Origin of the sequence: Kribbella sp. NPDC050820 (assembly GCF_040653975.1) — a bacterium.
In the GTDB taxonomy this organism is placed as follows: Bacteria; Actinomycetota; Actinomycetes; order Propionibacteriales; family Kribbellaceae; genus Kribbella.
Window position 1 is genome coordinate 43,015 of record NZ_JBFAHB010000002.1, and the last position, 24,829, is coordinate 67,843.

The window sequence follows — 24,829 nt, forward strand, 5'->3', positions numbered from 1 at the left end:
TGGGCGGCCCGGCCGACCGAAACATCCGGGTTCACCCGGATCGTGACAGCGCCCAGGCGACGATCTCGTACCGGCTGGCCAGGTCCAGCTTCTGCCGGATGTGCTCCAGGTGCGACTCCACGGTACGGCGGGAGATCACCAGAGCGACCGCGATCTGTTCGTTGCTCAGCCCCTGTCCGGCCAGCTCGGCGACCTCCAGCTCGCGGCCGGTCAGCGGCTTGTCGGTCGGGGTCGGCGGTGCGAGCGCCTCGGCCATCAGTTCGTCCTGAGTGAGCTGCCGGCCGACCGCCATCAGCCGATCCGCGACGCGGGCACCGACCCGCTGCCGGAGTCGCGCGACGGTGGCGTCACAGAACACGGTGGTCACGTCCGACATCCGCCCACCGCGACGGCTGAGCGCGATCGCGGCCCCGGCGAGCCGCAGTGATGCAAGCTCCCGGCCTTCGCTCGCCGCCAGGCTCATGCTGGCCCACAGCCACTCAGGATCCTCGATCAGACCGGACGCCTTGCGCAGCTCGGCGACCACCGCGGTCACCTGCTCGCGATGGGTCCGCACGTCACCGGCCACGGCTGCCGCGAAGGCCGTCCCGAGCCGGCCCGCGACGGTCAACGCGGCGGCGCCGGTCGACCTGCCGATCTCGAGTGCTTCGCGCGCGCAGGGAGCTGCGGCTGCGTAGTCGTCCGCCTCGAAGTGCGCCAGGCCGAGCACGGTCAGCGTCCATCCTCGGCTGTGCTCGTCACCGAGCCGCCGGAAGATCGCCATACTCTGCTCACACAGGTCGATGGCGACCGCAGTCTCGCCGGTGGCCGCAGCGACCAGGGCGAGATTGCGCAGCGCCCGTGCCGTACCGGGCTCGTCGCCGAGTTGCCGATGCAGGTCGAGGCTCTCCTGGTAGGCGAGCCTGGCGGCCGCGTAGTCGCGTTGCCGCCAAGCCAGCCGGCCGAGTCTTGCCAACGCGGTGGCACGCAGCGCCGCGTCGTCGCGGTCGAGGAACTCCTCCAGCCAGCCGCGTGCGTCATTGACGAAGCCGCGGTTCTCCCAGAAGTAGGCGAGGCCCGTGGCCAGGCGCAGCCCGAGATCGCCGGGCTGCGATCGCGCCCAGCTCAGCGCGGCGAGGAAGTTGCCCTCGTCACGCTGCAGGTCGATCACCGTGCGGCCTCGATCGCTCTTGTGCAGCTCGGAGTCGCCCCGCTGGGCGACGGTCAGGTAGTGCGCTGCGTGGCGCGACCGGACGGACGGCGCTTCGCCGAGGAGCGAAGCGGCGTACTGGCGAACCGGCTCCAGCAGGCGGAAGCGAATGCGGCCGTCGGGCAGCCGGTCGGTCAGCACCAGGGAGTGGTCGACGAGGCCGGTCAACGCACCGAGCAGGTCGTCGCCGAGATCGGCGACGCACTCCAGCGCGGTCAGGTCGAAGCCGCCGGAGAACACCGCGACCCGCTCGAACAGCAGCTGCTGTGGTTCGGAGAGCAGGTGGTAGCTCCAATCGAGCGCAGCCCGCATCGTTGCGTCGTTCTCCTGCAGCAGGGGAGTGAGGCGCTGCAGGATCTGACGCGGCGACAGCACTCGGCTCCAGGCCGCCGCGAGCTCGATGGCGAGCGGCAAGCCATCCAGCTTCAGGCAGATCTCGGCGACGGCTTCCGCGTCGACAGGGGTGTCACCGGACACGAGTGCGGCCCGGTCGTCGAAGAGTTCCTTTGCGGACGTGGCGGCCAGCGGCGGTAGCCGGAAGACCTGCTCGCCGGGTGCGCCCAGCGGGACCCGGCTCGTGGTCAGGATGCGCACGTCCGGGTGGGTCTCCAGGATGCGCGTGGCGACCTCGATCGCCTCGTCGACCACGTGCTCGCAGTTGTCGAGGATGAGCAGGTCACCGTCGAGCGGATCCGGGATCGCTGACTCCACCGAGGCCGCCGATGCGAGCTCGGCCAGTACGACGTCGGTCGCTGACCGGGCGGCGAACTCGCGACTCAGCCGGGTCTTTCCGGCTCCCGGCGGTCCGGCGATCGTCACCAGGCGAGTGGTGTTCACGAGGTGGTCGAGGCGATTCAGCTCGGTGTCGCGGCCGAAGAACCTGGTGAGGTCCGGAGGTGGCTGTCGTCGCATCGGCGGTTGTGCGGCTGGTCGTCGTACTTCGAGCAGTTGCTGATGGATCGCCTGCAGGTCGGGCGACGGGTCGGCGCCGAGTTCGTCGGCGAGCTGGGTGCGGAGGGCCTCGTAGCGGTCGAGAGCTTCGGCGGATCGGCCGGCGTCGCGCAGGGCGGTGAGCAGCCGGAGCCAGAGGGTCTCGCGCAGTGGATAGCGGGCGGTGAGCTCGTGGAGCTCGGGGATGCGTTGCAGGTGCGCGCCGGTGGTTGCTTCCTGGTCGATGCGTCGTTCGCAGGCGGTCAGGTAGCGCTCGATCAGGGCCGGCGTCTCGTGATCCTCGAACCACGCCGACAACTGCTCGCCGAACGGGTCACCACGCCAGAGCTGCAGCGCGGCGTCGTACTCGGATCGGTCGAGCAGTTGACGGAAGCGCAGTACGTCGACGCACTCCGGCGGCACGTCGAGGCGGTAGCCGGTCGGCTCGGTGGTCACCGACTCGTCGCCGAGGACGCGGCGCAGCCGGCCGACGTACGTCTGCAGACTGCCGCGGAGCCGCTCCGGCGGATCGTCGGCCCAGAGCGCCCGTCCGAGCGCGTCGAAGGAAACCGTCCGCCCGCAGTCGAGCGCCAGAATCGCCAGCAGAGCACGAACCTTGCGCCCGGGCAGCGTCACCCGCCGCCCGTCACGACAGATCTCGAACGGACCAAGCAGCCGAATCTCGAGACGCGCCATCACACCCCCGGCCCCTCACCCTACCGAGCCGAAGGGTCGCCACTGGACTGACAGCAAACCGACAGCGCTACTCCCTACGTTGTCGAACGGGAGTGCAACTGATCGGGGGATCATGCCGAGTACGACAACTGTCCTGTCCTTTTGCCTTGCAGCGCTGGCGGTACCACTCGTACCGGGACCATCCGTGGCGTTCGTGGTGGCCTCGTCCCACGAGCTGTTCCAGGCAGTCACGTACGCCGGCGCCGCCTACCTGATCGTGATGGGGATCCGCGAGCTCCGGCACCGGCCGGCCGACAGTGGACCGAAGCACCGGGCGGTGTCGTCGGGCTACGGGCGGCTCGTCCGGGACGGGATCCTCGTCGACCTGCTGAATCCGAAGACCGCGCTGTTCTTTCTCGCGTTCCTGCCGCAGTTCGTCCGTCCGGCGGAGGGGTCCGGGCCGGTGCAGATCCTGGTGCTCGGCGGGTGCTTCGTCGTACTCGCGGGCTGCTGCGACGCGGCGTACGCGATCGCGGCCGGTGGGCTCGCGAGCCGGTGGCATGAGTCCCACCGCGCCCGGCGGAGGCTTCGGCAGACCACGGGTGGGGTCTACCTCGGCCTCGCCGGGTTGACAGTGCTCACATGAGCTCAGGTGGTGCGGATGGCGGGGTCGCTGAGGCCGGGGTGCCGGTTTCGACGTGGCCGGCCAGGCGGCGGAGGTACGTCGTGTCGTTGGTGGTGATGGAGACGTCGTACCAGCGGTTGGTGGTGGTGATGGTGTGGGTGCGGGTCGGCCGGTAGTCCGGGTGCCGGTCGTTGTCCGGCGGCTCGTACGCCGACGTGTCTGGCAGGTCGGCCATCGTCACCGCGGACTTGGCCGCGATCCACTGGTTGTACTTGCCCTTGTTGATCGCCTGCTGCCCGTCCGGCCAGCTGTGCGGGAGGCCCTGCAGGAACTGCAGTCCGAGGTCGTCAGCCTCCGGGTGGAACGGCAGTGTCTCCTGGCCGGAACTCCCGGTGGAAGATGAACTGTGCTGTTTGAAAGAGCCGACTTCCGAACTATTCTGAGCGGTGTGGACCACGTCTGGTACGTCGCCTACGGGTCCAACCTCGCCCTCGACAGGTTCCGCTGCTACCTGGCCGGCGGCCGCCCGGCCGGCGGCGCGCGTGTCTACCCGGGGTGCCGCGACGCCCGCGACCCGGCGCGGATCGCAGCGGTCGAGGTCCCGGGCGGCCTGGTCTTCGCGGGGGAGTCCCGGGTCTGGGGTGGCGGCTCGGCGTTCTACAACCCGGCCGCGCCGGGCGTGGTGGCCGCGCGGGCCTATCTGGTGACCGCGGATCAACTGGGCGACATTGCCGCGCAAGAGATGCGCCGCGACCCGGGAGGCGAGTTCGCTCGCGACCTGGCCGCCGTACTCCCGGAGGTTGATGCCGTCCACGCGATGGGTTCGGGGCGCTACGAGACTGTGGCCCGCCTGGGTGAGCAGGACGGCGTACCCATGTTCACCGTCACCCACGGCACCGTCGCCGACCTCGAACCGAACGCGCCGACCCTCCCGTACCTGCGCTGGATCGCCGCCGGCCTCGCCGAAGCGCACGGCTGGGCCGCCCGCCGGGTCGCGGAGTATCTCTACTCCGCGACCGGTGTCAGTCGGGCGTGGACAGTGGACGAGCTCGCGTCAGCGCTTGACGGCGAGGCAGGTGGCGGTGGATTGCTTGGTGGGGTCGCTTTCTGAGGTGGCGGTCAGGGTGATCTTGGCCAGCGGCGCGGTGCCGGACTTCGTGTAGACCGGGACCGTCGTGTGCTGGCCCGCGTTCGCGGTGGCGAGGGCGTTGGGCAGGGACATCGACCAGCCCTGGCCCTCGATCTCGGCGCTCACGCGGTAGACGTCGCCCTTGAGGTACGACGTGACGTCCGCGGGGTGCTGTGATCCGGACGCCGCCGTACCGGTGTTGGTCAGCTGGAAGCTGCAGGTCTGCACGCCGTTCTGCTGCGGCTTGGCCACGGTCGGCAGCACCCGGACGCCGCGCTTCTGGGCTCCGGCGCCGTCGAGCGACCGGATGGCGACCGTGTAGGAGAGCACGCCATGGCGGTCCCGCTTCACGTTGGTGACGTAGAAGTGCAGGCGGTTGGCGGCGTCGGTGTACTCGTACTCGCTGCCCGAGTTCGTGCCGGCGTGGAAGAGGGCGTCGGACAGCTGGCGGTAGTCGCCGATCGTGATCGGTACCTCGGTGCCGTCGGGCAGCACGTAGTCGGTCATGCCGATGTCCTGCGGGTTCGCGTCGATGACCCACTCGAACGGCGCGCGGTCCTCGTTCTTCGTCTTCGCCAGCAGTACGCCGGCGTCGGGGGTGAACGAGTCCGTGCCCATCCGGTCGACCACCTCGACCGTGTAGTTCTGGTACCCGCGGCCGTCGCACATCGGGTCCGTGGTGACGCTGCAAGGTGGTGCGAGATCGCCTGCGCCGCCGAGCTGGATGTTCACGCCGGCCAAGCCCTTGGGACCGGGCTGGACCGTCCTCGCGGTGACGTCGGCGATCACGACACCGGACGTCGCGAGGGCCTCGCGGGACAGCCGCAGGACGTTCTTCTCGTCGACCATCTGCAGCTTGATCTTGTTCCGGAGCATGTGCTGCGCGCCCATCGAGCCGCCACCGGTCGCCGGGATCATCCAGCGGCTGTGCGGACCACCCGGGCCGTTGAAGCTGCCGCGGCTGAGCATCTCCCAGATGCCGGTGTACGCGCGCCGTGGCGGAACGCCGTACGGGTTGTTGTAGTTGTCGCCGATGCCCAGGATGTGGCTGAGCTCGTGCGCGTAGACGCCCATCCCGGAGCTCTCGGCCTGCGTCGACGATCCGCCGCCGGCGTTCGGCCAGATCGACGCGCCGGCGGCCCAGGACGTCCAGTCGACGTACCGGGTGTCGGACCAGTTCGGCAGCGCCGGGTCCGGCGGGCCGAACTCGTCGGTGACGTCCTCCTTGGTCGGGAACTTCATCATCCCGAACTCCTGCCAGGTGGACGACTCGTCCTGCCCGGCGCTCAGGAAGAAGACGAAGTCGAACCCGGCCGGCACCTCCGGGCCCTGGTCGGCGACCCAGGCGGCGCGGCCGTCGGTGCGAATGTTCTTGGTGCAGTCGTCACCGGCCGGGCAGGCGGTGCCGCCCTGGAACTCCATCGCGTACTCGTGCGACTTGCCGGGCATCCGGTACGGGCCGAACGCGGTCAGGTCGACGCCGTACCGGCCGCCGGAGTCCTCCATCCAGTACTCGTGGATGGTGTGGCCGCGGTTCAGCGTGCCCGGGGTGTTGAGGAAGTTCTTGTAGAACTCGGCGACCTGGTCGCGCGGCACGCCGTTCGCCTCGGCACTCGGGTTCCCGAACGGCGTCGACCCCTTCGCCTTGGTCACGACGAAGTCCTGGTTCGGGTAGTCCACGAGCACCAGCGCACCCTTGAACGTCCGCGTCGACCCCTTCACGTTCGGGTCGGACCAGTTGGTCCCCGGCGGCTTGCGGTAGTCACCCCACGTCATGTGGTCCGGGTTCACCCAGTTCTGCGGATCAATGGCCCCCGGCAACCCCTCGGCGGTGGTAGCCGCAACACGCTGCGGCGATCCCGACTCCTGCCAAGGCTGCTTCTGCGGCCAATGCGGAAACTGCCAAGCATTAGCGGGATCCGGGGGTGCGGTCGCGCTCGGCGAGGCCAGCGCCATCGAGGGCACCGAGACGGCGGCGAGTACGGCGACCAGCTTCAGGACAAGACGAAACTTCCGTTGCTCAGACACGGGCGGGCATCCGATCGACTAGGGCGGGACAACGGGCTGCCATGAGCTTGCCCTGTGAACACCCGTGACCACAACAGATGAGACCACTGTATACAGTATGGAATGAAGTCGCCAACCTGGGCGCGACGGCTGTGGATGGAGGAACCATGTACGTGGTGACGAACCCGGCGACGGGTGTGGTGGTCGAGGAAGTGGCCAACTCGACGGAGGAAGAAGTTCACGCCGCGGTCGGGCGGGTGGCCGGGGGATATGCGGGGTGGCGGGCCCGGTCGGTGCGGGAGCGGGCCGCGATCGTGGCGCGGGCGGCGGACCTGTTCGAGGAACGGGCCGAGGAACTGGCTGCGATCATGACGCTGGAGATGGGGAAGCGGATCAACGAGGGCCGCGGCGAGGTCGGCATCGTGGTCGACATCTTCCGGTACTACGCCGAGCACGGGCCGGCGTTGCTGGCCGACGAGCCGCTGGACATCAAGGGCGGCAAGGCCGTCATCACCAAGGGCCCGATCGGGCCGCTGCTCGGCATCATGCCGTGGAACTTCCCGTGCTACCAGGTGGCCCGGTTCGTCGCGCCGAACCTGGTGCTCGGCAACACCATCCTGCTCAAGCACGCCTCGATCTGCCCGCGCTCGGCCCGCGCGATCGAGGAGATCCTGCACGCCGCCGGCGTGCCGGACGACGTGTACGTCAACACGTTCGCGTCCAGCCGGCAGATCCCGGCGATCCTGGCCGACCCGCGGATCCAGGGCGTCTCGCTGACCGGCAGCGAGCAGGCCGGGGTGTCGGTGGCGGCCGAGGCCGGGCGGCACCTGAAGAAGACCGTGCTCGAGCTCGGCGGCTCCGACCCGCTGATCGTGCTCGACACCGCCGACATGGACGAGACGGTCAACGCCACCGCGACCGCGCGGATGCGGAACTGCGGCCAATCGTGCAACGCGCCGAAACGGATGATCGTGCTCGCCGACATCTATGAAAAGTACGTCGACCGGCTGACCAAACGAATCGCGGAGTACTACCGGCCCGGCGACCCGGGCGACCCGGAAACGAAGCTTCCGCCGCTGGCGTCGGCCGCGGCCGCGGACGAGGTCGCAGGCCAGGTGACGAAGGCCGTCGAGCAGGGTGCGACGCTGCGCGCCGGCGGACACCGGATCGAGCCTGGTGCTTTTCTCGAAGCAACCGTGCTCACCGACGTCACCCCGGCGATGGACGCGTACTACGAGGAGATCTTCGGCCCGGTCGTCATCGTGTTCCGCGCCGCGGACGAGGACGACGCGGTCCGGCTCGCCAACGACACCCCGTTCGGTCTCGGCGCCAGCGTCTGGGGGACCGACCCCGACCGCCTGCGCCGCGTCGCCGAGCGGATCGACGCCGGCATGGTCTACCTCAACCGGGCCGGCGGCTCCCAGGCCGACCTCCCGTTCGGGGGCATCAAACGCTCCGGCATCGGCCGCGAGCTCGGCCCGGCCGGGATCGAGGAGTTCATGAACAAGAAGTCGATCAGGCTGTAAAGGGTTTTGAAACGGGCGTTTTACGCATAAGGTTACGCACCTGATGTAACGGGCTGGTGACTGTGTGAAACCGGTCCGGCCAGATCTGTTCCGTGAGGACGGCCGGTGCGATCCACCGGCCGGGAAAGAGTGGCAGCAGATGATGCGATTCCGCCCCCTTCGTTCCGTCCTGCTCGCAACCACCTGTGCCGTCGGCCTCGTCGTACCGCTCGCCGGTACGGCGTCCGCCGGCCACCCCTCGACGGTCCACGAGGCCGCGACGACCAAGGCCGAGCAGGCCAAGGTCGCCGGCTTCTGGACACCCGAGCGGATGCGGTCCGCCGTACCGCTCGAACAGCTTCTGAAACCGAAGCAGCGGGTGGCCGCCGCGCCGGCGGCCGGCAAGCCCACGACGGTCGCGCCGACCGCGTTCCCGAACGGCGGCGGTCAGTGGACCGGCGGCGGCAAGATCGTCAGCACCGAGGGCCGGGTGTTCTTCACCTACCAGGGCCGTACGGCGTCCTGCAGCGGGACCGCGGTGACCTCGACGAACAAGAGCACCGTGATCACCGCCGGCCACTGCGTGAAGCTGGACGGCGCGTTCCACACCAACTGGGCCTTCGTCCCGGCGTACAACAACGGCAGCACGCCGTACGGGACGTGGACCGCGAAGAAGACCTACGCGACGCCGCAGTGGGTGGCCAGCGAGGACATCAACTACGACGTCGGCGCCGCGGCGGTGAACCAGCTCAACGGCCAGAACCTCACCGACGTGGTCGGCGGCCAGGGCATCGCGTTCAACCAGGCGCGCGGCCAGAACATGTACGCCTTCGGCTACCCGGCCGCTGCGCCGTACGACGGCTCGAAGCTGATCTACTGCAGCGGTACGACGTTCAACGCGCTCATCTCCAACGGGATCGGGATGACCTGCGACATGACCGGCGGCTCGAGTGGCGGCGGCTGGTTCCTGCAGTTCAGCGAGTCGACCGGCGCCGGCATCGTGAACTCGGTGAACAGCTACAAGATCAACTTCATCCCGACCTGGATGTTCGGCCCGTACTTCGGCACCGACGCCCAGAACGTCTACAACACGGCCCAGGCCGGCTGATCCCGACACGCGGCGGGCCGCACGCGCTGCCGTGCGGCCCGACGCAGCGCATACTGCGAGTAACAGGGGGAGCACATCTCTAGGGGGCGGACATGGCTGAGCCTGCGGGTTACTCGATCAAGACCTACCGCTACCTGCGGATGGCGATGGTGGCGATGGTGGTGCTGCTCGCCGCGTCACTGGTGATCGAGTGGTCGAAGACGAATCCGCGCTGTCTGCAGACGTCGATCAGCGCCTACTACTACACGCCGGTGCAGGCGATCTTCGTCGGCGGCCTGATCGCCATCGGCCTCTGCATGGTGGTGCTGAAGGGCAACACCGAGCGGGAGGACATCCTGCTCAACGTCGCCGGGATCCTCGCACCCGTCGTGGCGCTGGTGCCGACACCGGGTGCAGGTCGGTGCCGGTCGGTGCCGGTCGTGCTGGGTGACACCGCCGCGAACATCGCCAACAACATGCTGGCGCTGTTCGTCGTCGGCGTGCCGTGTCTGGTCGTCACCGCGGTGTTCGTGCTCCGGGCGCGGTTGTCACGCGAGGACCGGAACCCCATGTACCTGGTCGGCTTCGCTGTCGCGCTCCTGCTCTTCGGCGGTGGCGTCGCGTGGTTCTTCGCCGACCGGGCCGGGTTCATCGCCAACGCGCACTACACGGCGGCGTTGGTGATGTTCGCCTGCATCATCGCGGTCGTGGTGGTCAACGCGCAGGACTTCCGCCGCAAGCAGCACCGCGCGGAGCACCACCGGGCGCCGGAGACCAAGCCGGTGCCGGCCAACCGGTACTCCGCCATCGCCATCGCGATGGTCGTCGTTCCGCTCGCGTTCTGGGCCTGGAAGGCGATCTTCGGCTGGGAGCACCTGGTGCTGTGGATCGAAGGCGCGCTGATCACGCTGTTCGCGACCTTCTGGATCATCCAGACGCAGGAGCTGTGGGACGAGGGCGTCCGCGACGGCGGTCAGGAGTTGCCGCGCTCGCAGGCGATCCCGTCACCGTTCTTGTCGAGCGCTTCGGAGTAGCCCGGCCGACCGCGGTACAGCGGCGCCTTGCCTGCGGCCCGAGCCTCGGCGCAGGTGCTGAACACGACCGGTTTGGTGCTGGTCGGCGCAGTCGTGGGCGCACTGGTCGGGGGGTTGGCCGGGTCCGGCGTCGACGAAGGCGCCGACGACTCGGGCCCCGTCGGCGTGGAACTCGGTGCCGAAGTAGGCGACGACTCCTCCGACGTTGTCGGCGTGGGTGGCGTGGTCGGCGTGGTTGTCGGAGGAGCCCCGGTCTCGGGAGCGGCCGGCGAGCTCTCCGGCTCCGACGACGTCTCGACCTCAGACGTCGGCGCCGCCGTGGGCTTCGTGTCGTCGCCGCCGGTGAACGGGTTGAACAGCACCAGTCCGATCAACACGAGTACGACGAGCGTCGCCGACCCGAGCTTGATCACACTCGGACCGCCGTACCGTCCGATCGGTCCGCGCACCGGATAGCCTTCTTCGTCGACCCAGAATCTCCAGCCGGCCGGGGCCGGCGGCCACGACGAAGCGGGTCCCCAGCGTTTGGGCGGTCGCCACCTCGCGTTCGGCGGGCCGGGCCAGCCCGGTGGCGCGTTGAACTGCCTCACACAACCTCCTGCTCCCCCAGGTTGTTCATCGCGTCAGGCAGCCTACAGACAATCACGCGGGAAAGTCTGGCCTAGGCCCGAATGTCGTCGTTTTCAATCGTTTGAACGCCGCTTGGCACCCGGTCCCGGTCGCGGTACGGCGTCGCGCGGTGACTCAACGGTGTGGCCGGCCGCACAATGGACCTCGGTGTGGACGACCGCGCCGCAGTCGCGATGGATGATGGTCAGCGGCGAGCCTTCGGGACCGGCCAGGTACTTGTCACCCCAGTCGCGGATCGCGATCAGCAGTGGGTAGAGGTCGAAGCCCTTCTCGGTCAGCCGGTACTCGTCGCGCTGCCGGGCCCCGGGCTCGCGGTACGGCACCCGGCGCAGGATGCCGTGCTCGACGAGTTTGGCCAGCCGGTTGGACAGCACCTGGCGGGGGATGTCAGTGCGGATCCGCAGGTCGTCGAACCGGCGGATGCCGTTGAACACCTCGCGCAGCACCACTACGGTCCACCGCTCGCCGAGGATCTCCATCGCCCGGCCGATCGGGCAGTTGTCCACCGACCAGTCCAGGGCGTCGTACCCCCGCACCGGAGGCGCGGCATTCAGTGCCGTCATGGGGCTATCGTAGTGAGGGCTAGGTCTCGTTGACAGACCCAGCTGCGTAGTGTGAGGCTCGGTCCATGACAGAGACCCAGCAGGCGACCCGCAGCCGTACCTTCACCTGGGCCGACCCGGCGCTGACGGCCGCGTCGCTCGGCGCGATCTCCGGCCTGGAGATGCTGCAGGCGATGCGGGACGGCAAGGTCCCGCCGCCGCCGATCCTGCAGCTCGTCGGCGGGACCGGGTTCGAGGTCGAGGAGGGCCGGGTCGCGGTGCTGATGCCGGCCGCCGAGTTCCACTACAACCCGCTCGGCACGGTGCACGGCGGCATCATCGCGACGCTGCTCGACACCGCCGCCGGATGCACGGTCCACTCGACGCTTCCGGCCGGCGTGGGGTACACCTCGCTCGACCTGATGACCCGCTTCATCAAGCCGGTCACGGTCTCCTCCGGTCTGCTCCGGTGCGAAGGCGCGATGATCAGCCGCGGCCGCCGTACCGCTGCTGCCGAGTCCCGGCTGTTCGACGAGCGTGGGACCCTGCTGGCGCACGCGACCTCGACGTGCCTGCTCTTCGACCTCCCGTGACTGTCATTCCGGCGTACGCAGTGCGCCCGGCGCCGAGCCGGTCGCGGCCTTGACCTGGCGGCTGAGGTGGCTGACCGAGTCGTAGCCGGTCAGCTCTGCGATCGCCTGCAGCGTCAGCGTGGAGTTGCGGATGTGGCCGAGCGCGTGCCGCAGGCGCACATGTTGGAGCGCCGCGCGCGGGCTCGTGCCACGCAGTCGTGCGAAGGCGGCCCGTAGCCCGGACGGCGAGATGCCGAGCTCGGCGGCGACCTCGGCGACCCGGATGCCCGAGGCGAAGCGTTCCTCGAAGATCCGCTCGGCCTGCGCGACCAGTTGTTCGGCGGCAGTCACCGGCTCCGCGGCCGCAGCGCGGCGCAGCAGAAGGTCGAGCTCGTCGAGCAGCAGCGAGCACATCCGATCGCTCTCGTCGCCGGGCTGCGCGCTCTCCCGGACGATGGCGTCGAAGACCCGGCCGAGGCTGCGCTCGCCGTCGTCGAAGCAGACCCGCGGCCACGGGCGCCCGGCCGCGGCGTCGACCTGCAGGAAGCGGTTGGCGTAGCCGGTCCGGCTGAGCTCGGCGTGGAACGTCCGCGGTGGCGTGAGCAGGACGGTGCCGGGCGTGGCGGCGTACGTCTCGTCGCCGATCGGGCACGTGATCCGGCCGCGCACGTAGTAGACCAGCTCCCACGAGGTGTGCGCGTGCGACGGATAGTCCTTGCCCGGACCGGCCGTGTGTACGCCGGCGCCGAGCAGCTGGAGCGATTTGTGCATAGTCGCTGTCGCCTCCTGCATTGTTTCCCAGGCACGTTCGATCGATGCTGACATCGATTCGTGCAACCTGTGAAGGAGTGCTTATGGATATGGCGACCGCACTGCACGACCTCGGCGTGACCGGCGACGTGCTCACCCAAGCCGAGAAGGACCGGCTCGACCGTGACGGGTTCCTGCCGCTCGAGGGAATCCTCACGGCGGAAGAGGTGTCCGGCCTCAACAAACGGATGGCGGAGCTCACCACTGCCGAGGGCGACCGAGCGGGTCTCGAGGTGCACCAGGAGAGGGGTACGGACCGGCTTGCCGACCTGGTCAACAAGGATCCGAGGTTCGAAGTCTGCTTCAGCCGCCCGCGGGTGCTGGCCGCGATGAAGCACGTGCTCGGCGAGTTCCGGCTGTCGTCGCTGAACAGCCGCGCAGCCCTGCCGGGGCAGGGGCATCAGGGCCTGCACGCCGACTTCGGCCACCCGGTCGAGCCCGGCGCGTACGAGGTGTGCAACTCGATCTGGCTGCTCGACGACTTCACCCCGGACAACGGCGCGACCCGCGTGGTGCCCGGCTCACACCGGCGCGGCACCATGCCCGGCGACGAGATGGCCAACCCGGGTGACGAGCACCCGGACCAGGTTCTGCTGACCGGCAAGGCCGGCACGGTCGTCGTCTTCAACAGCCACCTCTGGCACGGCGGCACCCAGAACCGGACCGACCAGCCGCGGAGGGCGATGCACTCCTACTTCGCCCTACGCCATCTCCCGCAGCAGCTGGACCAGCAGGCCTACCTCCGCGTCGAGACCTACAACCGCCTGACGCCGGCCCAGCGCTTCATCCTCGACGTCACCGGCACCAACTAGCCGGCCGGCTGCTGCTCCGCGCCGACGAGGCGGATGCAGGTGACCAGACCGGAGATGGCTGCCTCGACCTCGGGCAGCTCGGGGTAGGTCGGGGCGATGCGGATCGTCCGGTCGTCCGGGTCGTCGCCGTACGGGTGGCTGGCGCCGGCTGGGGTCAGGGCGATGCCGGCGGCCTTCGCCTTCGCGACGACGGCGCGGGCGCAACCCTTCGGGACCTGGAGCGTGATGAAGTAGCCGCCGGCGGGGCTGGTCCAGGACGCCAGGTCGGTGCCGCCGAGCTCGGCGCTGAGGATCTTGTCCACGGCCTCGAACTTGGGCCGGATCAGCTCCGCCAGGTTCCGCATGTGCGCCCGCAGCCCGTCGGCGTCGCGCAGGAACTGCACGTGCCGCAACTGGTTGATCTTGTCCGGGCCGATGCTGCGCTTCGAGGTGTGGCTCAGCCACCAGGCGACGTTGGCGGGGGAGGACCCGAAGAACGCCACCCCGGACCCGGCGAAGGTGATCTTCGAGCTGGACCCGAACACGAGCGCCCGGTCCGGATGGCCGTGCTCGGCACACAACGCCAGCACGTCGGCGATCTCGGACTCGGTGTCGGTCAGGTGGTGAACGGCGTACGCGTTGTCCCAGAAGATCCGGAAGTCCGGGGCCGCCGTCTCCATCGCCGCCAGCCGCCGCACCGCCTCGTCCGAGTACACCGTGCCGTCGGGGTTGCTGTACTTGGGCACGCACCAGATGCCCTTCACCTGCGGGTCCGCCGCGACCAGCCGCTCGACGACGTCCATGTCCGGTCCGTCCGGCGTCATCGGCACCGCGACCATCTTGATGCCGAACCGCTCGCAGACCGAGAAGTGCCGGTCGTACCCGGGCACCGGGCACAGGAAGGTGATCTCCGGCTCGTCGACCCACCGTCGCTCCGCGCCCGGTACGACGCCCAGCAGCGAGAACACCACCGCGTCGTGCATCAGCTCCAGGCTGGAGTTGCCGGCCGCAAGCAGCTGGTCGACCGGCACCTGCAGAGAGCCGGCGAAGATCGCCCGCAGCTCGGGCAGCCCCTCCAGACCGCCGTAGTTGCGCAGGTCCACCCCGGCGGCCGACACCGGCTCGACGTCTTGGTCGAGCATCCCGTTCGCGAGATCGAGTTGCCGGGGTGACGGCTTTCCGCGCGTCAGGTCGAGCTTCAGCCCCCGCGCGACAAGGTCGTCGTACTCCTGGCGGGCGCGCTGCAGCTCATCGACGGTCACAGGATTTCCCTTTCTGCTCTGGCTTCGAACGGCCACAGCCTAGTGACTCACCCCGGCGGCCCGCAGAAGATATCCACAGACCGGTCAGCGACCGCGCCGGCAGTTGGGGTACTTCGGGTCCCACGGCGGGCAGGTCGGGAAGCCCGGCGGCGGCTTGATCGTCGGTGGTGTCATCGGCGGTGTGGGTGGTGTCACCGGCGGTTGCGCCTTGCTGCCGTTGGACAGGTGCAGCGTCACGGTCGCACCGGCCGGAGCACCGTCCTCCTGCCGCGGCGTGGTGTAGGCGACCATCCCCGCCTGCGCGTCCGAGTCCACCGGCTCCGGCGCGACCTGCGCCTTGAAGCCCAGCTGCATCAGCTTCGCGATCGCCTCGGCGGGCGGCATGCCCTTCAGGTACGGCAGATCCTTCACGTTGCCGCGGATCGTCTTGTCGTCCGGCTGCACGAACTTGCTCGACGGCAGGCCCTGCAACGCTGCCTGCATCGCGGCCTGCCAGATCGGTCCCGCCGTACCGGAACCGGAGGCGTCGCGCATCTTCTTGCCGTTGAGCGTGTGACCGATCAGGTTGGTGTACTCCGGATCCGCGTCGGCCACCACTGTGGCGGCGGCCAGTCTGTTCGTGTAGCCCGCGAACCAGACCGCCAGATTGTAGTCGGTCGTTCCGGTCTTGCCGGCCAGATCGCTCTTGCCGAACTTCAGCTTGGCGCCGGTGCCGCCCGGCTCCATGACCTTCTGCAGGACGTAGTTCACGCCGTCGGCGACCGTCGGCGACAAGGCCCGCTTGCAATTCGGTCCCGGGGTCGGGACGCCCTTGCCCCGGCTGCTGGTGATCGCGGTAACCACCTGCGGCTTGCAGTAGATCCCGCGGGCCGCGAAGGTCGCGTAAGCGTTGGACAGCATCAACGGGCTGACCAGGCCGGGCCCCAGCGTGTACGAGACGGTCTGCTTCAGCGGTTGCAGCGTCTGGGCGTCGTACATGCCGAGCTTGCCTGCAACGGTCGCGATCGGGCAGAGGCCGATCTGCTGGGACAGCTGCAGGAAGTAGGTGTTGGTCGACGCCCGGGCCGCGTCGATCATCGACGGGTCGGCGACCGTCTTGGTGGAGTTCTTCGGCTTGTAGTCGGGGTCGGACGTGGTGCCGCCGCCACAGGTGCTGAACTTCTTGTTGCTCAGGTCGATGGTCTGCGGCGAGGCGATCCGGTACGTCATCGGGACGCCCCCGCCGATCGCGGCCGCGATCGTGAACGCCTTCATCGTCGAGCCGTTCTGGAAGCCGCCGAAGCCGCCCGGGTACGACTTCTCGACGTTGTAGTTGTACGACGTCTGGCCCTTCTTGCTGCCGTACGTCCGGCTCTGCGCCATCGCCTTCACCAGGCCGGTGCCCGGCTCGACGACGGTGATCGCGGCGACCGCGGTGTCGGTCGGCTTGGAGTGCTTGTCGATCGAGGCCTGGGCCGCCTTCTGGATCTTCGGGTCCAGTGACGTGCGCACGATCAGGCCGGAGGTCTCGATGTAGTTCTCCCGGTCCTCGCCGGTCTTGCCGAACGCCGGGTTGTCCTTCAGCGCGGCCACGATGTAGTCGCAGTAGAACGGGTACTTCGAGTTGGCGCAGCCGCTCGGCACGTTGCGGATCTTGGCCGGGTCCAGCACCGGCGTCTTGAGCGCGTCCCGGGCCTCCTTGGCCGAGATGATGTTCAGCTCCTGCATCCGGCGCAGCACCACGTCGCGGCGCTCCTTGGCCCGCTTCGGGTTGTTGGTCGGGTTGTACCCGGTCGGGTTCTTCACCAGGCCGGCCAGCAGTGCGGCCTGCGGCAGGTTGAGCTTGGCCGCGTGCACCCCGAAGTAGTGCATCGCCGCCGCCTCGACGCCGTACGAGCGGTCGCCGAAGAAGGCGAGGTTCAGGTAGCGGTTGAGGATCTCGTCCTTGGAGTACTGCTTCTCGATCGCGATCGCGTAGCGGAGCTCGGCGACCTTGCGCTCGTAGGTCTCCGCGGTGGCGGCCTGGATCTCCTCCGGCGTGCGCGCCTTCGCGACCAGGCTGAGCTTCACGTACTGCTGGGTGATGCTGGAGCCGCCCTGCTGGACCGAGCCCTGGGACTGGTTGCGCAGCAGCGCGCGCAGCGTCCCCTTCGCGTCCAGCGCACCGTGCTGGTAGAAGCGGTCGTCCTCGATCGCGACGATCGCCTTCAGCATCACCGGGCTGATCTGCTTCAGCGTGACCGGCGTGCGGTTCTCTTGGTACAGCGTGGCGATCAGCGAGCCGTCGGCCGCCAGGATCTGGCTCTTCTGGGCCAGCGGCGCCGTCTGCAGGTCCTGCGGAAGGAACTGGACGGTGTCGTGCGCCTTCTCCGTGGTGACGCCGGCCAGGCCGGCGAACGGAAGCGCAAGTCCGGCGACGAGGGCGCCGCACAGACCGCTGACCAGCAGGAACAGGATCACCGATTGTGCAACGTTGGGCCGGGCGGGCTCGCCTCTGTGCATGGTCCGGCAGATTACGTCAGGACAGGCCTTTCCGGGAGCCTTTTCGTTACGGACTTTACTCAATTACCCAAAGATCTCACCGAGCGTGAGGGCTCGCTCACTTGATGACCTTCATGGTGAAGGCGGAGGTGACCCGCTGGACCCGGGGGATCGGGAGGACGTGGGTGCTGAGGAACGCCTCGTACGCGGTCAGGTCGGCGACTGCGACGCGGACGAAGTAGTCGGGTGTGCCGAACAGGCGCCGGAGCTCGGTGACCTCGTCGAGCGCGACCAGCGTCTGCTCGAACCGATCGACGGCCGCGGCGTCGTTGGCCTCGAGAGTGATGTTGAGCAGCACCTCGAACGACCGTCCCAGTGCAGCCGGGTCGAGCACAGCCTGGTAACCCTGGATCACGCCGTCGGCCTCGAGCCGCTGCACCCGCCGCAGACACGGCCCGGCGGTGAGACCGACCCGCCCGGCCAGCTCGACGTTGGTCAACCGCCCGTCGCGGGTCAACTCTGCGATTATTGCGCGATCGACGGCATCCATGGCCTGATGATTGCACAGAGCGGCGTCCCGAGGGCAATCTTCGCAACCACCTCTCACTGCATTTCCGGGACCATGAAGAGGTGCCTCAAACTCTGCTGGTCCCTCGTTACGGCGCTGCCGGCGCGGGGATCCGTGACTCGTTCTCCGCCGGGCTCGGGATCTTCCCGCTCGGCATCGCGCTCGGCCTGCTCGTCGTCCAGGCCGGACTGCCGTGGTGGATCGCGCCGGCGCTCTCGCTGGCGGCGTTCGCCGGTTCGCTCGAGTTGCTGCTCGTTGGCATGATCGCCACCACCGCGCCCTTGGCCGCGGTGGCGCTGACTGTTGTCGTGGTCAACTTCCGGCATGTCTTCTACGCGTTCTCGTTCCCGCTCGACCTGGTGAAGAACCGCTTCGCCAAGGCGTACGCCGTCTACGCGATGATCGACGAGGCGTACGCCGTACAAGCCTCCCTCCCGCCGTCCGAACGCTCGGCCAGCCGGCTGATCGCGATGCAGTTGACCTGCCAGACCTACTGGGTCGGCGGCGGATTCGTCGGCGTCGCGCTCGGTGCCGCCTTGCCCGCGCCGATCAAGGGCCTGGAGTTCGCACTCTGCGCGCTCTTCACCGTGCTCACGCTCGACGCGTTCCGCTCCCGGCGCGAGCTCCCATCCCTGCTGCTCGCCTTGGGCAGCGTTGTGGTCGCCCTGGTGCTCACGCCGGGAGCCGCGATGCTCACCGCTCTCGTCCTCTTCGTCGTTCTCCTGCTCGCCCGTCACGCCCTGAAGGTCGTCCATGCCTAGTACGTCGTACGTCGTCGCCGTCCTGGCGATCGTCTTCACCATCACCCTCGCGTTGCGCGCCGTACCCTTCGCGATCCTCCGCACCCTCCGTACGTCGACCGTCGTGCAGGAGTTCGCGCTCTGGATGCCGGTGGGCATCCTCGCCGTCCTCGCCGCCGCAGCCCTGCACACCACCGTCACCGAAGCCCCCGGCGCGATGCCCTACGCGATCCTTGCTGTTGCGGTGACCGCGGCCGCACATCTCCTCCTCGGTCGCCGGACCATCCTCAGCGTTGGGATCGGCACCACCACCTACGTCGTCCTGGTCAACGCAGTACCGCTGGGAGGGGGCCTGGGGTGAGGATGGTGAGGCGCTTGGTCGCTCGGGTGATGGCTACGTAGAGGTCGGAGAGGCCGCGGGGGGAGTCGGTGATGATGGTGGCCGGGTCGGCGATCAGGACGGCGTCGAACTCGAGGCCTTTGGACTGGGCCACGTCGAGCAGGGCGGCGCCGGCGTCGAGGACGGCCGGGTCGTGGCCGTGGGCAACGTCCGGGAGTACGGCGGCCAGCTCGTCGTACCGCGAGGCCGGGACGATGACCGCGAGCCGCCCGTCGTCGATCGCCTGGCGCTCGAACCTGATCGTGGTCACGAGCGCGTCCACGAACGCGTCCGCGGGCACCGAGTCGAGCCACGGCTGGGTGCCGGTCTGGCGGACCGAAGCCGGCGGGCTGAGCGACGGGTCGATCGCGGCCAGCACGTTCCCGGCGACGGCCATGATCTCGGTGGGCGTGCGGTAGTTCACCGTCAGCTCCGCGCTCCGCCACCGCCGCGGCGCGTACTTGTCCAGAACATCGGCCCACGAGGCGATTCCCGCCGCCGAGCCGGTCTGCGCGACGTCTCCGACCAGCGTCATCGAGCGACGCGGGCACCGGCGCATCAGCATCCGCCAGTCCATCGCGGACAGCTCCTGCGCCTCGTCCACGATGACGTGTCCGAACACCCAGGTGCGGTCGGACGCGGCCCGTTCGGCCACGGTGCCGGGGTTCTCGATCAGTTGCGTCCGGTGGTGGACGAGCGCGGCGAACTCCTCGATCTCCCACGGCTCGATGGTGATCCGGTCGGCGGTGAGCTCGATGTCGATGACGCCCCGGGCGTACTCCCAGTGGACCTGCTCGGCCGCCGCGTCGTCCGACTCCTTCCGGTTGCGTGCGGCAACGGTTCCGTCGGTGTCGCCGAGCAGCTCGGCCGCCTTGTCGAGGAGCGCGACGTCGGACTGCGTCCACTCGGCGTCGACCGGCCGCCGTACCGCTGCCAGCTCGTCGTCGGTCAGGTGCGGCGCCGCGGCCTTGAGTCGCTCCGGTGACGACAGCAGCACGGACACCAGGATCTGCGGCGTGAGCTCGGGCCAGAGCCGGACCAGTAGCGCCTGAACCTTGTCGTCCTCGGTCAGCTCCTTGCGGATGTCCTCGAGGTCCTCGGTCCCGAGATACCGCCGCCCGAGCCGATCGGCGATCTGATTGGTCAACGCCGTGAGAATCGCACGCACGAAGACGAGCCGAGCCCGGTTGTGCGGCCGGTCCGTGGCCCGGGCCCGCTCCCGAGCCTTCCGTACGACGCTCGGCCGCAGTACGAGATCATGCTGATCCACCTTCAGCTCGATCGGGGCCGTCGGCACCAGCTGGAAGTCACGCACGGCCCGCGCGAGGACGTCGGCCATCGCCTCGTCGCCCTTGACCCGGGCCGCCGCCTGGGACTCCGCCGCAGTCGCGTCTACGCCCGGGTAGAGCTCGCCGACAGTCGCCAGCACGACATCGGTCTCACCGAGCGAGGGGAGCACCTGATCGATGTAGCGCAGGAAGGTCGCGTTGGGCCCGACGACCAGTACGCCGCTCCGCGACAGCTGCTCGCGATGCGTGTAGAGCAGGTACGCCGCGCGATGCAGCGCGACCACGGTCTTGCCGGTGCCCGGACCGCCCTGGACCACCAGCACGCCGGGCAGCCCGGAGCGGATGATCTCGTCCTGCTCGGTCTGGATCGTCGCGACGATCTCGTTCATCCGGCCGGTGCGGCTCGCGCCGAGTGACGCCATCAGCGCGGCCTCGCCGATCAGCGTCCGGCGTTCGGTGTCGCCGAGTGCCTCCAGATCCAGTACGTCGTCGTCCACGCCGACCACCGTGCGGCCGTACAGCCGGATGTGCCGGCGCCGGGTGACGCCGAGCGGGTCGGCCGGCGTCGCGCGGTAGAACACCTGCGCGACCGGTGTCCGCCAGTCGATCAGGAGCGGGTCGTAGTCCTCGTCGAACAGCCCGATCCGGCCGACGTGGAAGCGCCCGCCGTCGCCGGTGTCGATCCGGCCGAAACACAACCCGCGTTCCACCGACGACAATTGCGAGAACCGTCCGGCGAACAGATCGGTGAAAGACTCGCGTTCGGCCCAGGCCTGCTCGGTCTCGGTGGTCTCCTCGCGCTGAACCCGCGCCAATTCCCCGCGGGCCCGCTCCCGGAGAACGTCGAGCCGGTCGTACATCCTCGTCACATCGCCTTGTTCCACGGCGATCTCGCGCACCAGCACCTCGTCCGTCACACTGCCCCCAATAGGTGTTTGCACAGAGCGGAATTTCCTGCTAATCTGTTATTAGATGCCCCACCGGGCGTCTTTTTTTATGTCTCCGCACAAACACACAACGGTACGCCGAATCGGCGCACCGGGCAACAAACCGTCGGTAGAAGAACAGGCGAGTGAGCAGGTCCGGCGCTGCGTCAGGCCGGGCGGTCGGCGGCTCTGGGCCGCGGGTAGTGGTTGGGCGCGGCCGAGGACCGGATGATCAGGGTCGTTGCCAGCTCCACATGGTGGGAGTCGACCTTTTCGCCGGCAGCCAGCTGCAGGGCTGTGCGTAGTGCTACGGCGCCCATCTCGCGCAGTGGCTGCTTCACCGTGGTGAGCGGGGGAGAGGCGAGCCGGGCGACCTCGGTGTCGTCGAAGCCGACCACGCTGAGGTCCTCGGGGACGCGCAGGCCGCGGGCGCGGGCCGCCTCCAGGATGCCGAGGGCGACCTCGTCGCTGCCGGCGAAGATCGCAGTCGGCCGGTCCGGCAGGTCGAGCATGGCGGCCCCGCCGGCCAGACCGTCGTCGTACAGGAAGTCCCGCAGCCAGATGTACTCCGGCGGCACCGGCGCGCCGACCGCGTCCATCGCGCTGCGGAACCCGCTCATCCGGGCCTGGTTGCAGCCTGAGGTCGGCGGACCGCCGATGTACGCGATCCGGTGGTGGCCGAGGGACAGCAGGTGCTGGGTGGCCGCCATCCCGCCGGCGAAGTTGGTCGAGCCGACGCTCGTCACGTCCGGCTGCGGGATGTCGATCGGATCGACGACCACGAGCGGCAGCCGGGCCCGGGACAGCGCGGCGAGGTCGGCGTCGGCGAGCTCGCTGGTGATGCCGATCGCGGCGCGCCGGCCGTTGCCGATCAGCTCCCGGATCCAGCGCGCGGCCCGGCCGGAGCTCGAGGTCTGCGGGTGCGGAGGATGGGCGTTCAGTACGACGTCCACGCCGGCCACCTGCCCGGCCTCGACGACGCCCTGGATCACCTCGACCGAGTAGGCGTTCAGCACACCCTGGAAGAAGAGCTCGACGCTGTCGCGCTCGACCGGCTCCGGCCGGCGGCCGACGTACCCGTGCTTCTCGAGGATGTCCTGGACCCGGGCCCGGGTGGCCGGCGAGACGTCGCTGCGGCCGTTGAGCACCTTGGAGACCGTGGCGACCGACACCCCGGCCGTGCCGGCCACGGTGGCCAGGGTGACGCGACCCTTCAACCGCGGCATCCCATCATCCTCCTCCTGCTCCCTCGGTCACCACCGGCGTCAACTCGACCGGGGTGGTCAGCACGCGATCGTGTCCCACCACCCTCACATCCCCGGTAACCCGGACAAAAGCCCGACACGGCAGGTCCAGTGACGACGTGCCGATCATCACCTCGACGTCACCCGGCTCGACGATTCGCTGCAGGTCCGGCCCGGTGTACGCGGTGCGATCGGCGTGCACACGGAAGGTGACATCGGCGGCCTCGCCCGGCTCCAGCGACACCCGCGCGAAGCCGGTCAGCTGTTTCAGCGGGCGGGCGATCCGGGCCACCACGTCGTGCAGGTAGAGCTGGACGACCTCGTCGCCGGCCCGGTCGCCGGTGTTGCGGACCCGGACGGTCGCGGTGAACTCACCGTCGCTCCCGATCTCGGTCGCGCTGACGCGCAGGTCGCCGACCTCGAAGCTGGTGTACGACGCTCCGTACCCGAACGGGAACAGCGGCCGCGCCTCCAGCCCGCTGATCCCGGCGCTCTCCACACTGCCGAGCGCGGGCTGCAGGTACGTGCCCGGCTGCCCGCCGACGTGGCGCGGGATCTGCACCGGCAGCTTGCCGCTCGGCACGATCCGCCCACTCAGTACGCCGGCGATCGCGGCCGCACCCTCCTGGCCGGGAAGGAACGCCTGGACCAGCCCGGCGAGTCGGTCCGCGAAGTCGCCGAGCGCGTACGGACGGCCCGAGACGACCACCACGACGACCGGCGTACCGGTGTCGAGCAGTTGGTCGAGCAGCTCACCCTGTACGCCGGGAAGCCGCAGGTCCTCGGCGTCACAGCCTTCGCCGGAGGTGCCGTGGCCGAACAGTCCGGAGCGATCACCGACGTACGCGATGCACAGCTCGGCGTCCCGGGCCGCCGCGACCGCGGCCTCGATACCGGACCGGTCGTCGCCGGTGACCTCACAACCCTTGGCGTGCACGAGCTCCGCGTCGCCGATCTCGTTGCGCAGGGCATCGATCTGGCTGGGGACGTCGATCCCGAAACCGCGGTCGGGGTAGCGGGGGAGCACGTGGTTCGGGAACGCGTAGCAGCCCATCAGCGTGCGCGGGTCGGCCGCGCACGGCCCGACCACCGCGATCTTGCGCAGGCCGGTCGCCAGCGGCAACGCCGTACCGGCGTCGAGGAGGATGACCGAGCGCTCGGCGAGCCGCTGGGCGATCTCCCGGTTCTCGGCCGAGTCGAGGTCGACGCCGCCCGCGCGCACCGAGCCCTCCGGGGTCCAGTCGGGATCGAGCAGGCCGAGCTTGACTTTCTGCAGCAGCAACCGCCGGGCCGCGCGATCGACCAGTTCCTCGGAGACGACACCCGACTGCACCTTCTCGAGCAGGCCGGCGAACCCGATGGTGTCCGGCAGTTCGACATCGGTGCCGGCCGTCAGCGCGACCACACCGGCGTCCGCATTGTCGGACGCGACCCGGTGCATCGACGAGAGGAACGGCACCGCCCAGTAGTCCGACACGACCGTGCCGCCGAACCCCCACTCCGTGCGCAGTACGTCGGTGAACAGCCACGGATCCGCACTCGCCGGCAGGCCGTCGATGTCGGAGTACGAGCTCATCACCGAGCCCGCGTCGGCCGTCGCGATCGCGGTCTCGAACGTCGGCAGGATGAAGTCGAGCAGCTCGCGACGCCCCATCGACACCGGCCCGTGGTTGCGCCCGGCCCTGGACGCCGAGTACCCGGCGAAGTGCTTCAGCGTCGCGACCACGCCGGCACTCTGCAGCCCGCGGACGTACGCCGACCCGAGCATGGCCACCAGGTACGGATCCTCGCCGATCGTCTCCTCGACCCGGCCCCAGCGATAGTCACGGACGACGTCGAGCACCGGCGACAACCCCTGGTGCACACCAACCGCGGCCATGTCGCGCCCGATCGCCGCGGCCATCCGCTCGACCAGCGCGGGATCGAACGTGGCGCCCCAGGCGATCGATGCCGGGTAGACGGTCGCGCCGTACGTCGTGAAGCCGGTGAGGCACTCCTCGTGGACCAGGGCCGGGACGCCGAGCCGGGATCCCTCGAGCACTACATGGTGCTGGCGGATCAGCTCCTCGACACCGTGCTCGACCGACTGCGGGACGCTGCCCCAGACCCGGGTGAGGTGGCCGAGTCCGTGCCGGCTCGCCTCCTCGAGCGACAGCGAGCCACCGGCCGCGAACACGTCCTCCATCGGCGCGACGTTGATCGTCTCCTCTTCGGGGAGCTCGTGGTCGGCCATGTCGTTACCGGCCCACCGGCTGCCGAGCTGCGCGACCTTCTCCGCCGGTGTCATCGCCTGCAGGAGCAGCTCGGCGCGCTTGTCGGGCGCGAGCGCGGGGTCGAGCCAGGGACGGTCCGGCACGCTGGAGGAGGTCGGCGTGGACAAGAAATTCTCCCTTAACCTGGGCCCTTTGCCGTGACAAAGTATCGAAAACTTTTCG

21 protein-coding genes are annotated in these 24,829 nt (G+C 69.3%); 9 read left to right on the top strand and 12 right to left on the bottom strand.

Annotation, left to right across the window (positions count from 1 at the left end):
- Positions 1-31 precede the first annotated feature (31 nt).
- Positions 32-2,815: a BTAD domain-containing putative transcriptional regulator gene (locus AB0H36_RS02570; RefSeq protein ID WP_360515250.1), complete on the bottom strand. Its 2,784-nt coding sequence runs from the start codon at positions 2,813-2,815 to the stop codon at positions 32-34.
- 184 nt (positions 2,816-2,999) lie between these two features.
- Between AB0H36_RS02570 and AB0H36_RS02575 the strand changes: the two genes are divergently transcribed.
- The gene (locus AB0H36_RS02575) at positions 3,000-3,440 is read left to right on the top strand and encodes a LysE family translocator (RefSeq protein WP_360515253.1); all 441 of its coding nucleotides are present in this window, start codon (positions 3,000-3,002) and stop codon (positions 3,438-3,440) included.
- Here AB0H36_RS02575 and AB0H36_RS02580 read toward each other — a convergent pair.
- A complete protein-coding gene (locus tag AB0H36_RS02580; RefSeq protein WP_360515256.1) occupies positions 3,433-3,876 on the bottom strand; it encodes a hypothetical protein in 444 nt (147 codons plus the stop codon). The genes AB0H36_RS02575 and AB0H36_RS02580 overlap by 8 nt on opposite strands.
- On the opposite strand from AB0H36_RS02580, the gene AB0H36_RS02585 reads away from it, so the two are divergent.
- On the top strand, positions 3,868-4,530 hold the full coding sequence (locus tag AB0H36_RS02585; RefSeq protein ID WP_360515259.1) for a histone deacetylase: 663 nt from the start codon (positions 3,868-3,870) through the stop codon (positions 4,528-4,530). The genes AB0H36_RS02580 and AB0H36_RS02585 overlap by 9 nt on opposite strands.
- On the opposite strand, the gene AB0H36_RS02590 is transcribed toward AB0H36_RS02585, so the two are convergent.
- A complete protein-coding gene (locus AB0H36_RS02590; RefSeq protein ID WP_360515261.1) occupies positions 4,474-6,576 on the bottom strand; it encodes a M6 family metalloprotease domain-containing protein in 2,103 nt (700 codons plus the stop codon). The two genes, AB0H36_RS02585 and AB0H36_RS02590, sit on opposite strands and share 57 nt — an antisense overlap.
- 146 nt (positions 6,577-6,722) lie before the next feature.
- Between AB0H36_RS02590 and AB0H36_RS02595 the strand changes: the two genes are divergently transcribed.
- The 3 genes from AB0H36_RS02595 to AB0H36_RS02605 all read left to right on the top strand — a co-directional run bounded on the left by AB0H36_RS02595 (position 6,723) and on the right by AB0H36_RS02605 (position 10,181).
- The gene (locus tag AB0H36_RS02595) at positions 6,723-8,081 is read left to right on the top strand and encodes an NAD-dependent succinate-semialdehyde dehydrogenase (RefSeq protein WP_360515264.1); all 1,359 of its coding nucleotides are present in this window, start codon (positions 6,723-6,725) and stop codon (positions 8,079-8,081) included.
- Between the two features lie 139 nt (positions 8,082-8,220).
- The gene (locus tag AB0H36_RS02600) at positions 8,221-9,168 is read left to right on the top strand and encodes a hypothetical protein (RefSeq protein ID WP_360515267.1); all 948 of its coding nucleotides are present in this window, start codon (positions 8,221-8,223) and stop codon (positions 9,166-9,168) included.
- A 92-nt stretch (positions 9,169-9,260) separates the two neighbouring features.
- Positions 9,261-10,181, top strand: a complete 921-nt coding sequence (locus AB0H36_RS02605; RefSeq protein WP_360515270.1) for a hypothetical protein — start codon at positions 9,261-9,263, stop codon at positions 10,179-10,181.
- Here AB0H36_RS02605 and AB0H36_RS02610 read toward each other — a convergent pair.
- Complete coding sequence (locus AB0H36_RS02610) at positions 10,121-10,630, bottom strand: excalibur calcium-binding domain-containing protein (protein ID WP_360515273.1); 510 nt, start codon at positions 10,628-10,630, stop codon at positions 10,121-10,123. The genes AB0H36_RS02605 and AB0H36_RS02610 overlap by 61 nt on opposite strands.
- Before the next feature lie 234 nt (positions 10,631-10,864).
- A complete protein-coding gene (locus AB0H36_RS02615) occupies positions 10,865-11,374 on the bottom strand; it encodes a helix-turn-helix domain-containing protein (RefSeq protein ID WP_360515276.1) in 510 nt (169 codons plus the stop codon).
- Between the two features lie 65 nt (positions 11,375-11,439).
- Here AB0H36_RS02615 and AB0H36_RS02620 point away from each other — a divergent pair, with 65 nt between their 5' ends.
- Positions 11,440-11,946: a PaaI family thioesterase gene (locus tag AB0H36_RS02620; RefSeq protein WP_360515279.1), complete on the top strand. Its 507-nt coding sequence runs from the start codon at positions 11,440-11,442 to the stop codon at positions 11,944-11,946.
- A 3-nt stretch (positions 11,947-11,949) separates the two neighbouring features.
- On the opposite strand, the gene AB0H36_RS02625 is transcribed toward AB0H36_RS02620, so the two are convergent.
- Entirely contained in the window at positions 11,950-12,696 is a 747-nt protein-coding gene (locus AB0H36_RS02625; RefSeq protein ID WP_360515282.1) for an AraC family transcriptional regulator, read from the bottom strand.
- A gap of 83 nt (positions 12,697-12,779) precedes the next feature.
- On the opposite strand from AB0H36_RS02625, the gene AB0H36_RS02630 reads away from it, so the two are divergent.
- Complete coding sequence (locus AB0H36_RS02630; protein ID WP_360515285.1) at positions 12,780-13,547, top strand: phytanoyl-CoA dioxygenase family protein; 768 nt, start codon at positions 12,780-12,782, stop codon at positions 13,545-13,547.
- On the opposite strand, the gene AB0H36_RS02635 is transcribed toward AB0H36_RS02630, so the two are convergent.
- The 3 genes from AB0H36_RS02635 to AB0H36_RS02645 all read right to left on the bottom strand — a co-directional run bounded on the left by AB0H36_RS02635 (position 13,544) and on the right by AB0H36_RS02645 (position 17,798).
- Positions 13,544-14,788 (bottom strand): aminotransferase class I/II-fold pyridoxal phosphate-dependent enzyme, encoded by a 1,245-nt coding sequence (locus tag AB0H36_RS02635; protein ID WP_360515288.1) that lies wholly within the window; start codon positions 14,786-14,788, stop codon positions 13,544-13,546. The genes AB0H36_RS02630 and AB0H36_RS02635 overlap by 4 nt on opposite strands.
- An 84-nt stretch (positions 14,789-14,872) precedes the next feature.
- Entirely contained in the window at positions 14,873-17,269 is a 2,397-nt protein-coding gene (locus tag AB0H36_RS02640; protein WP_360515291.1) for a penicillin-binding protein, read from the bottom strand.
- Positions 17,270-17,366: 97 nt separating this feature from the next.
- Complete coding sequence (locus AB0H36_RS02645) at positions 17,367-17,798, bottom strand: Lrp/AsnC family transcriptional regulator (protein WP_360515294.1); 432 nt, start codon at positions 17,796-17,798, stop codon at positions 17,367-17,369.
- Positions 17,799-17,878: 80 nt separating this feature from the next.
- Between AB0H36_RS02645 and AB0H36_RS02650 the strand changes: the two genes are divergently transcribed.
- Both AB0H36_RS02650 and AB0H36_RS02655 read left to right on the top strand, forming a co-directional pair.
- A complete protein-coding gene (locus AB0H36_RS02650) occupies positions 17,879-18,577 on the top strand; it encodes an AzlC family ABC transporter permease (protein ID WP_360515297.1) in 699 nt (232 codons plus the stop codon).
- Positions 18,570-18,917 (top strand): AzlD domain-containing protein, encoded by a 348-nt coding sequence (locus AB0H36_RS02655; RefSeq protein WP_360515300.1) that lies wholly within the window; start codon positions 18,570-18,572, stop codon positions 18,915-18,917. Before AB0H36_RS02650 ends, AB0H36_RS02655 begins: the two co-directional genes overlap by 8 nt.
- Here the strand turns inward: AB0H36_RS02655 and AB0H36_RS02660 are convergent.
- From AB0H36_RS02660 to AB0H36_RS02670, 3 genes are all read right to left on the bottom strand, one after another.
- Positions 18,883-21,141, bottom strand: a complete 2,259-nt coding sequence (locus tag AB0H36_RS02660) for an ATP-binding domain-containing protein (RefSeq protein WP_360515303.1) — start codon at positions 21,139-21,141, stop codon at positions 18,883-18,885. The genes AB0H36_RS02655 and AB0H36_RS02660 overlap by 35 nt on opposite strands.
- 176 nt (positions 21,142-21,317) lie before the next feature.
- Positions 21,318-22,376 carry a LacI family DNA-binding transcriptional regulator gene (locus AB0H36_RS02665; RefSeq protein WP_360515306.1) on the bottom strand — a complete coding sequence of 353 codons (1,059 nt, stop codon included), beginning with the start codon at positions 22,374-22,376 and terminating at the stop codon, positions 21,318-21,320.
- A 4-nt stretch (positions 22,377-22,380) separates the two neighbouring features.
- Complete coding sequence (locus AB0H36_RS02670; protein WP_360515309.1) at positions 22,381-24,774, bottom strand: glycoside hydrolase family 3 N-terminal domain-containing protein; 2,394 nt, start codon at positions 24,772-24,774, stop codon at positions 22,381-22,383.
- Positions 24,775-24,829 lie beyond the last annotated feature (55 nt).

Excerpts from the sequence above, each read along its gene's own strand:
- AB0H36_RS02570 (WP_360515250.1), bottom strand. The coding sequence starts at position 2,815 with ATGGCGCGTCTCGAGATTCGGCTGCTTGGTCCGTTCGAGATCTGTCGT.
- AB0H36_RS02595 (WP_360515264.1), top strand. The coding sequence starts at position 6,723 with ATGTACGTGGTGACGAACCCGGCGACGGGTGTGGTGGTCGAGGAAGTG.
- AB0H36_RS02600 (WP_360515267.1), top strand. The coding sequence starts at position 8,221 with ATGATGCGATTCCGCCCCCTTCGTTCCGTCCTGCTCGCAACCACCTGT.
- AB0H36_RS02605 (WP_360515270.1), top strand. The coding sequence starts at position 9,261 with ATGGCTGAGCCTGCGGGTTACTCGATCAAGACCTACCGCTACCTGCGG.
- AB0H36_RS02615 (WP_360515276.1), bottom strand. The coding sequence starts at position 11,374 with ATGACGGCACTGAATGCCGCGCCTCCGGTGCGGGGGTACGACGCCCTG.
- AB0H36_RS02620 (WP_360515279.1), top strand. The coding sequence starts at position 11,440 with ATGACAGAGACCCAGCAGGCGACCCGCAGCCGTACCTTCACCTGGGCC.
- AB0H36_RS02625 (WP_360515282.1), bottom strand. The coding sequence starts at position 12,696 with ATGCACAAATCGCTCCAGCTGCTCGGCGCCGGCGTACACACGGCCGGT.
- AB0H36_RS02630 (WP_360515285.1), top strand. The coding sequence starts at position 12,780 with ATGGATATGGCGACCGCACTGCACGACCTCGGCGTGACCGGCGACGTG.
- AB0H36_RS02640 (WP_360515291.1), bottom strand. The coding sequence starts at position 17,269 with ATGCACAGAGGCGAGCCCGCCCGGCCCAACGTTGCACAATCGGTGATC.
- AB0H36_RS02645 (WP_360515294.1), bottom strand. The coding sequence starts at position 17,798 with ATGGATGCCGTCGATCGCGCAATAATCGCAGAGTTGACCCGCGACGGG.
- AB0H36_RS02655 (WP_360515300.1), top strand. The coding sequence starts at position 18,570 with ATGCCTAGTACGTCGTACGTCGTCGCCGTCCTGGCGATCGTCTTCACC.
- AB0H36_RS02665 (WP_360515306.1), bottom strand. The coding sequence starts at position 22,376 with ATGCCGCGGTTGAAGGGTCGCGTCACCCTGGCCACCGTGGCCGGCACG.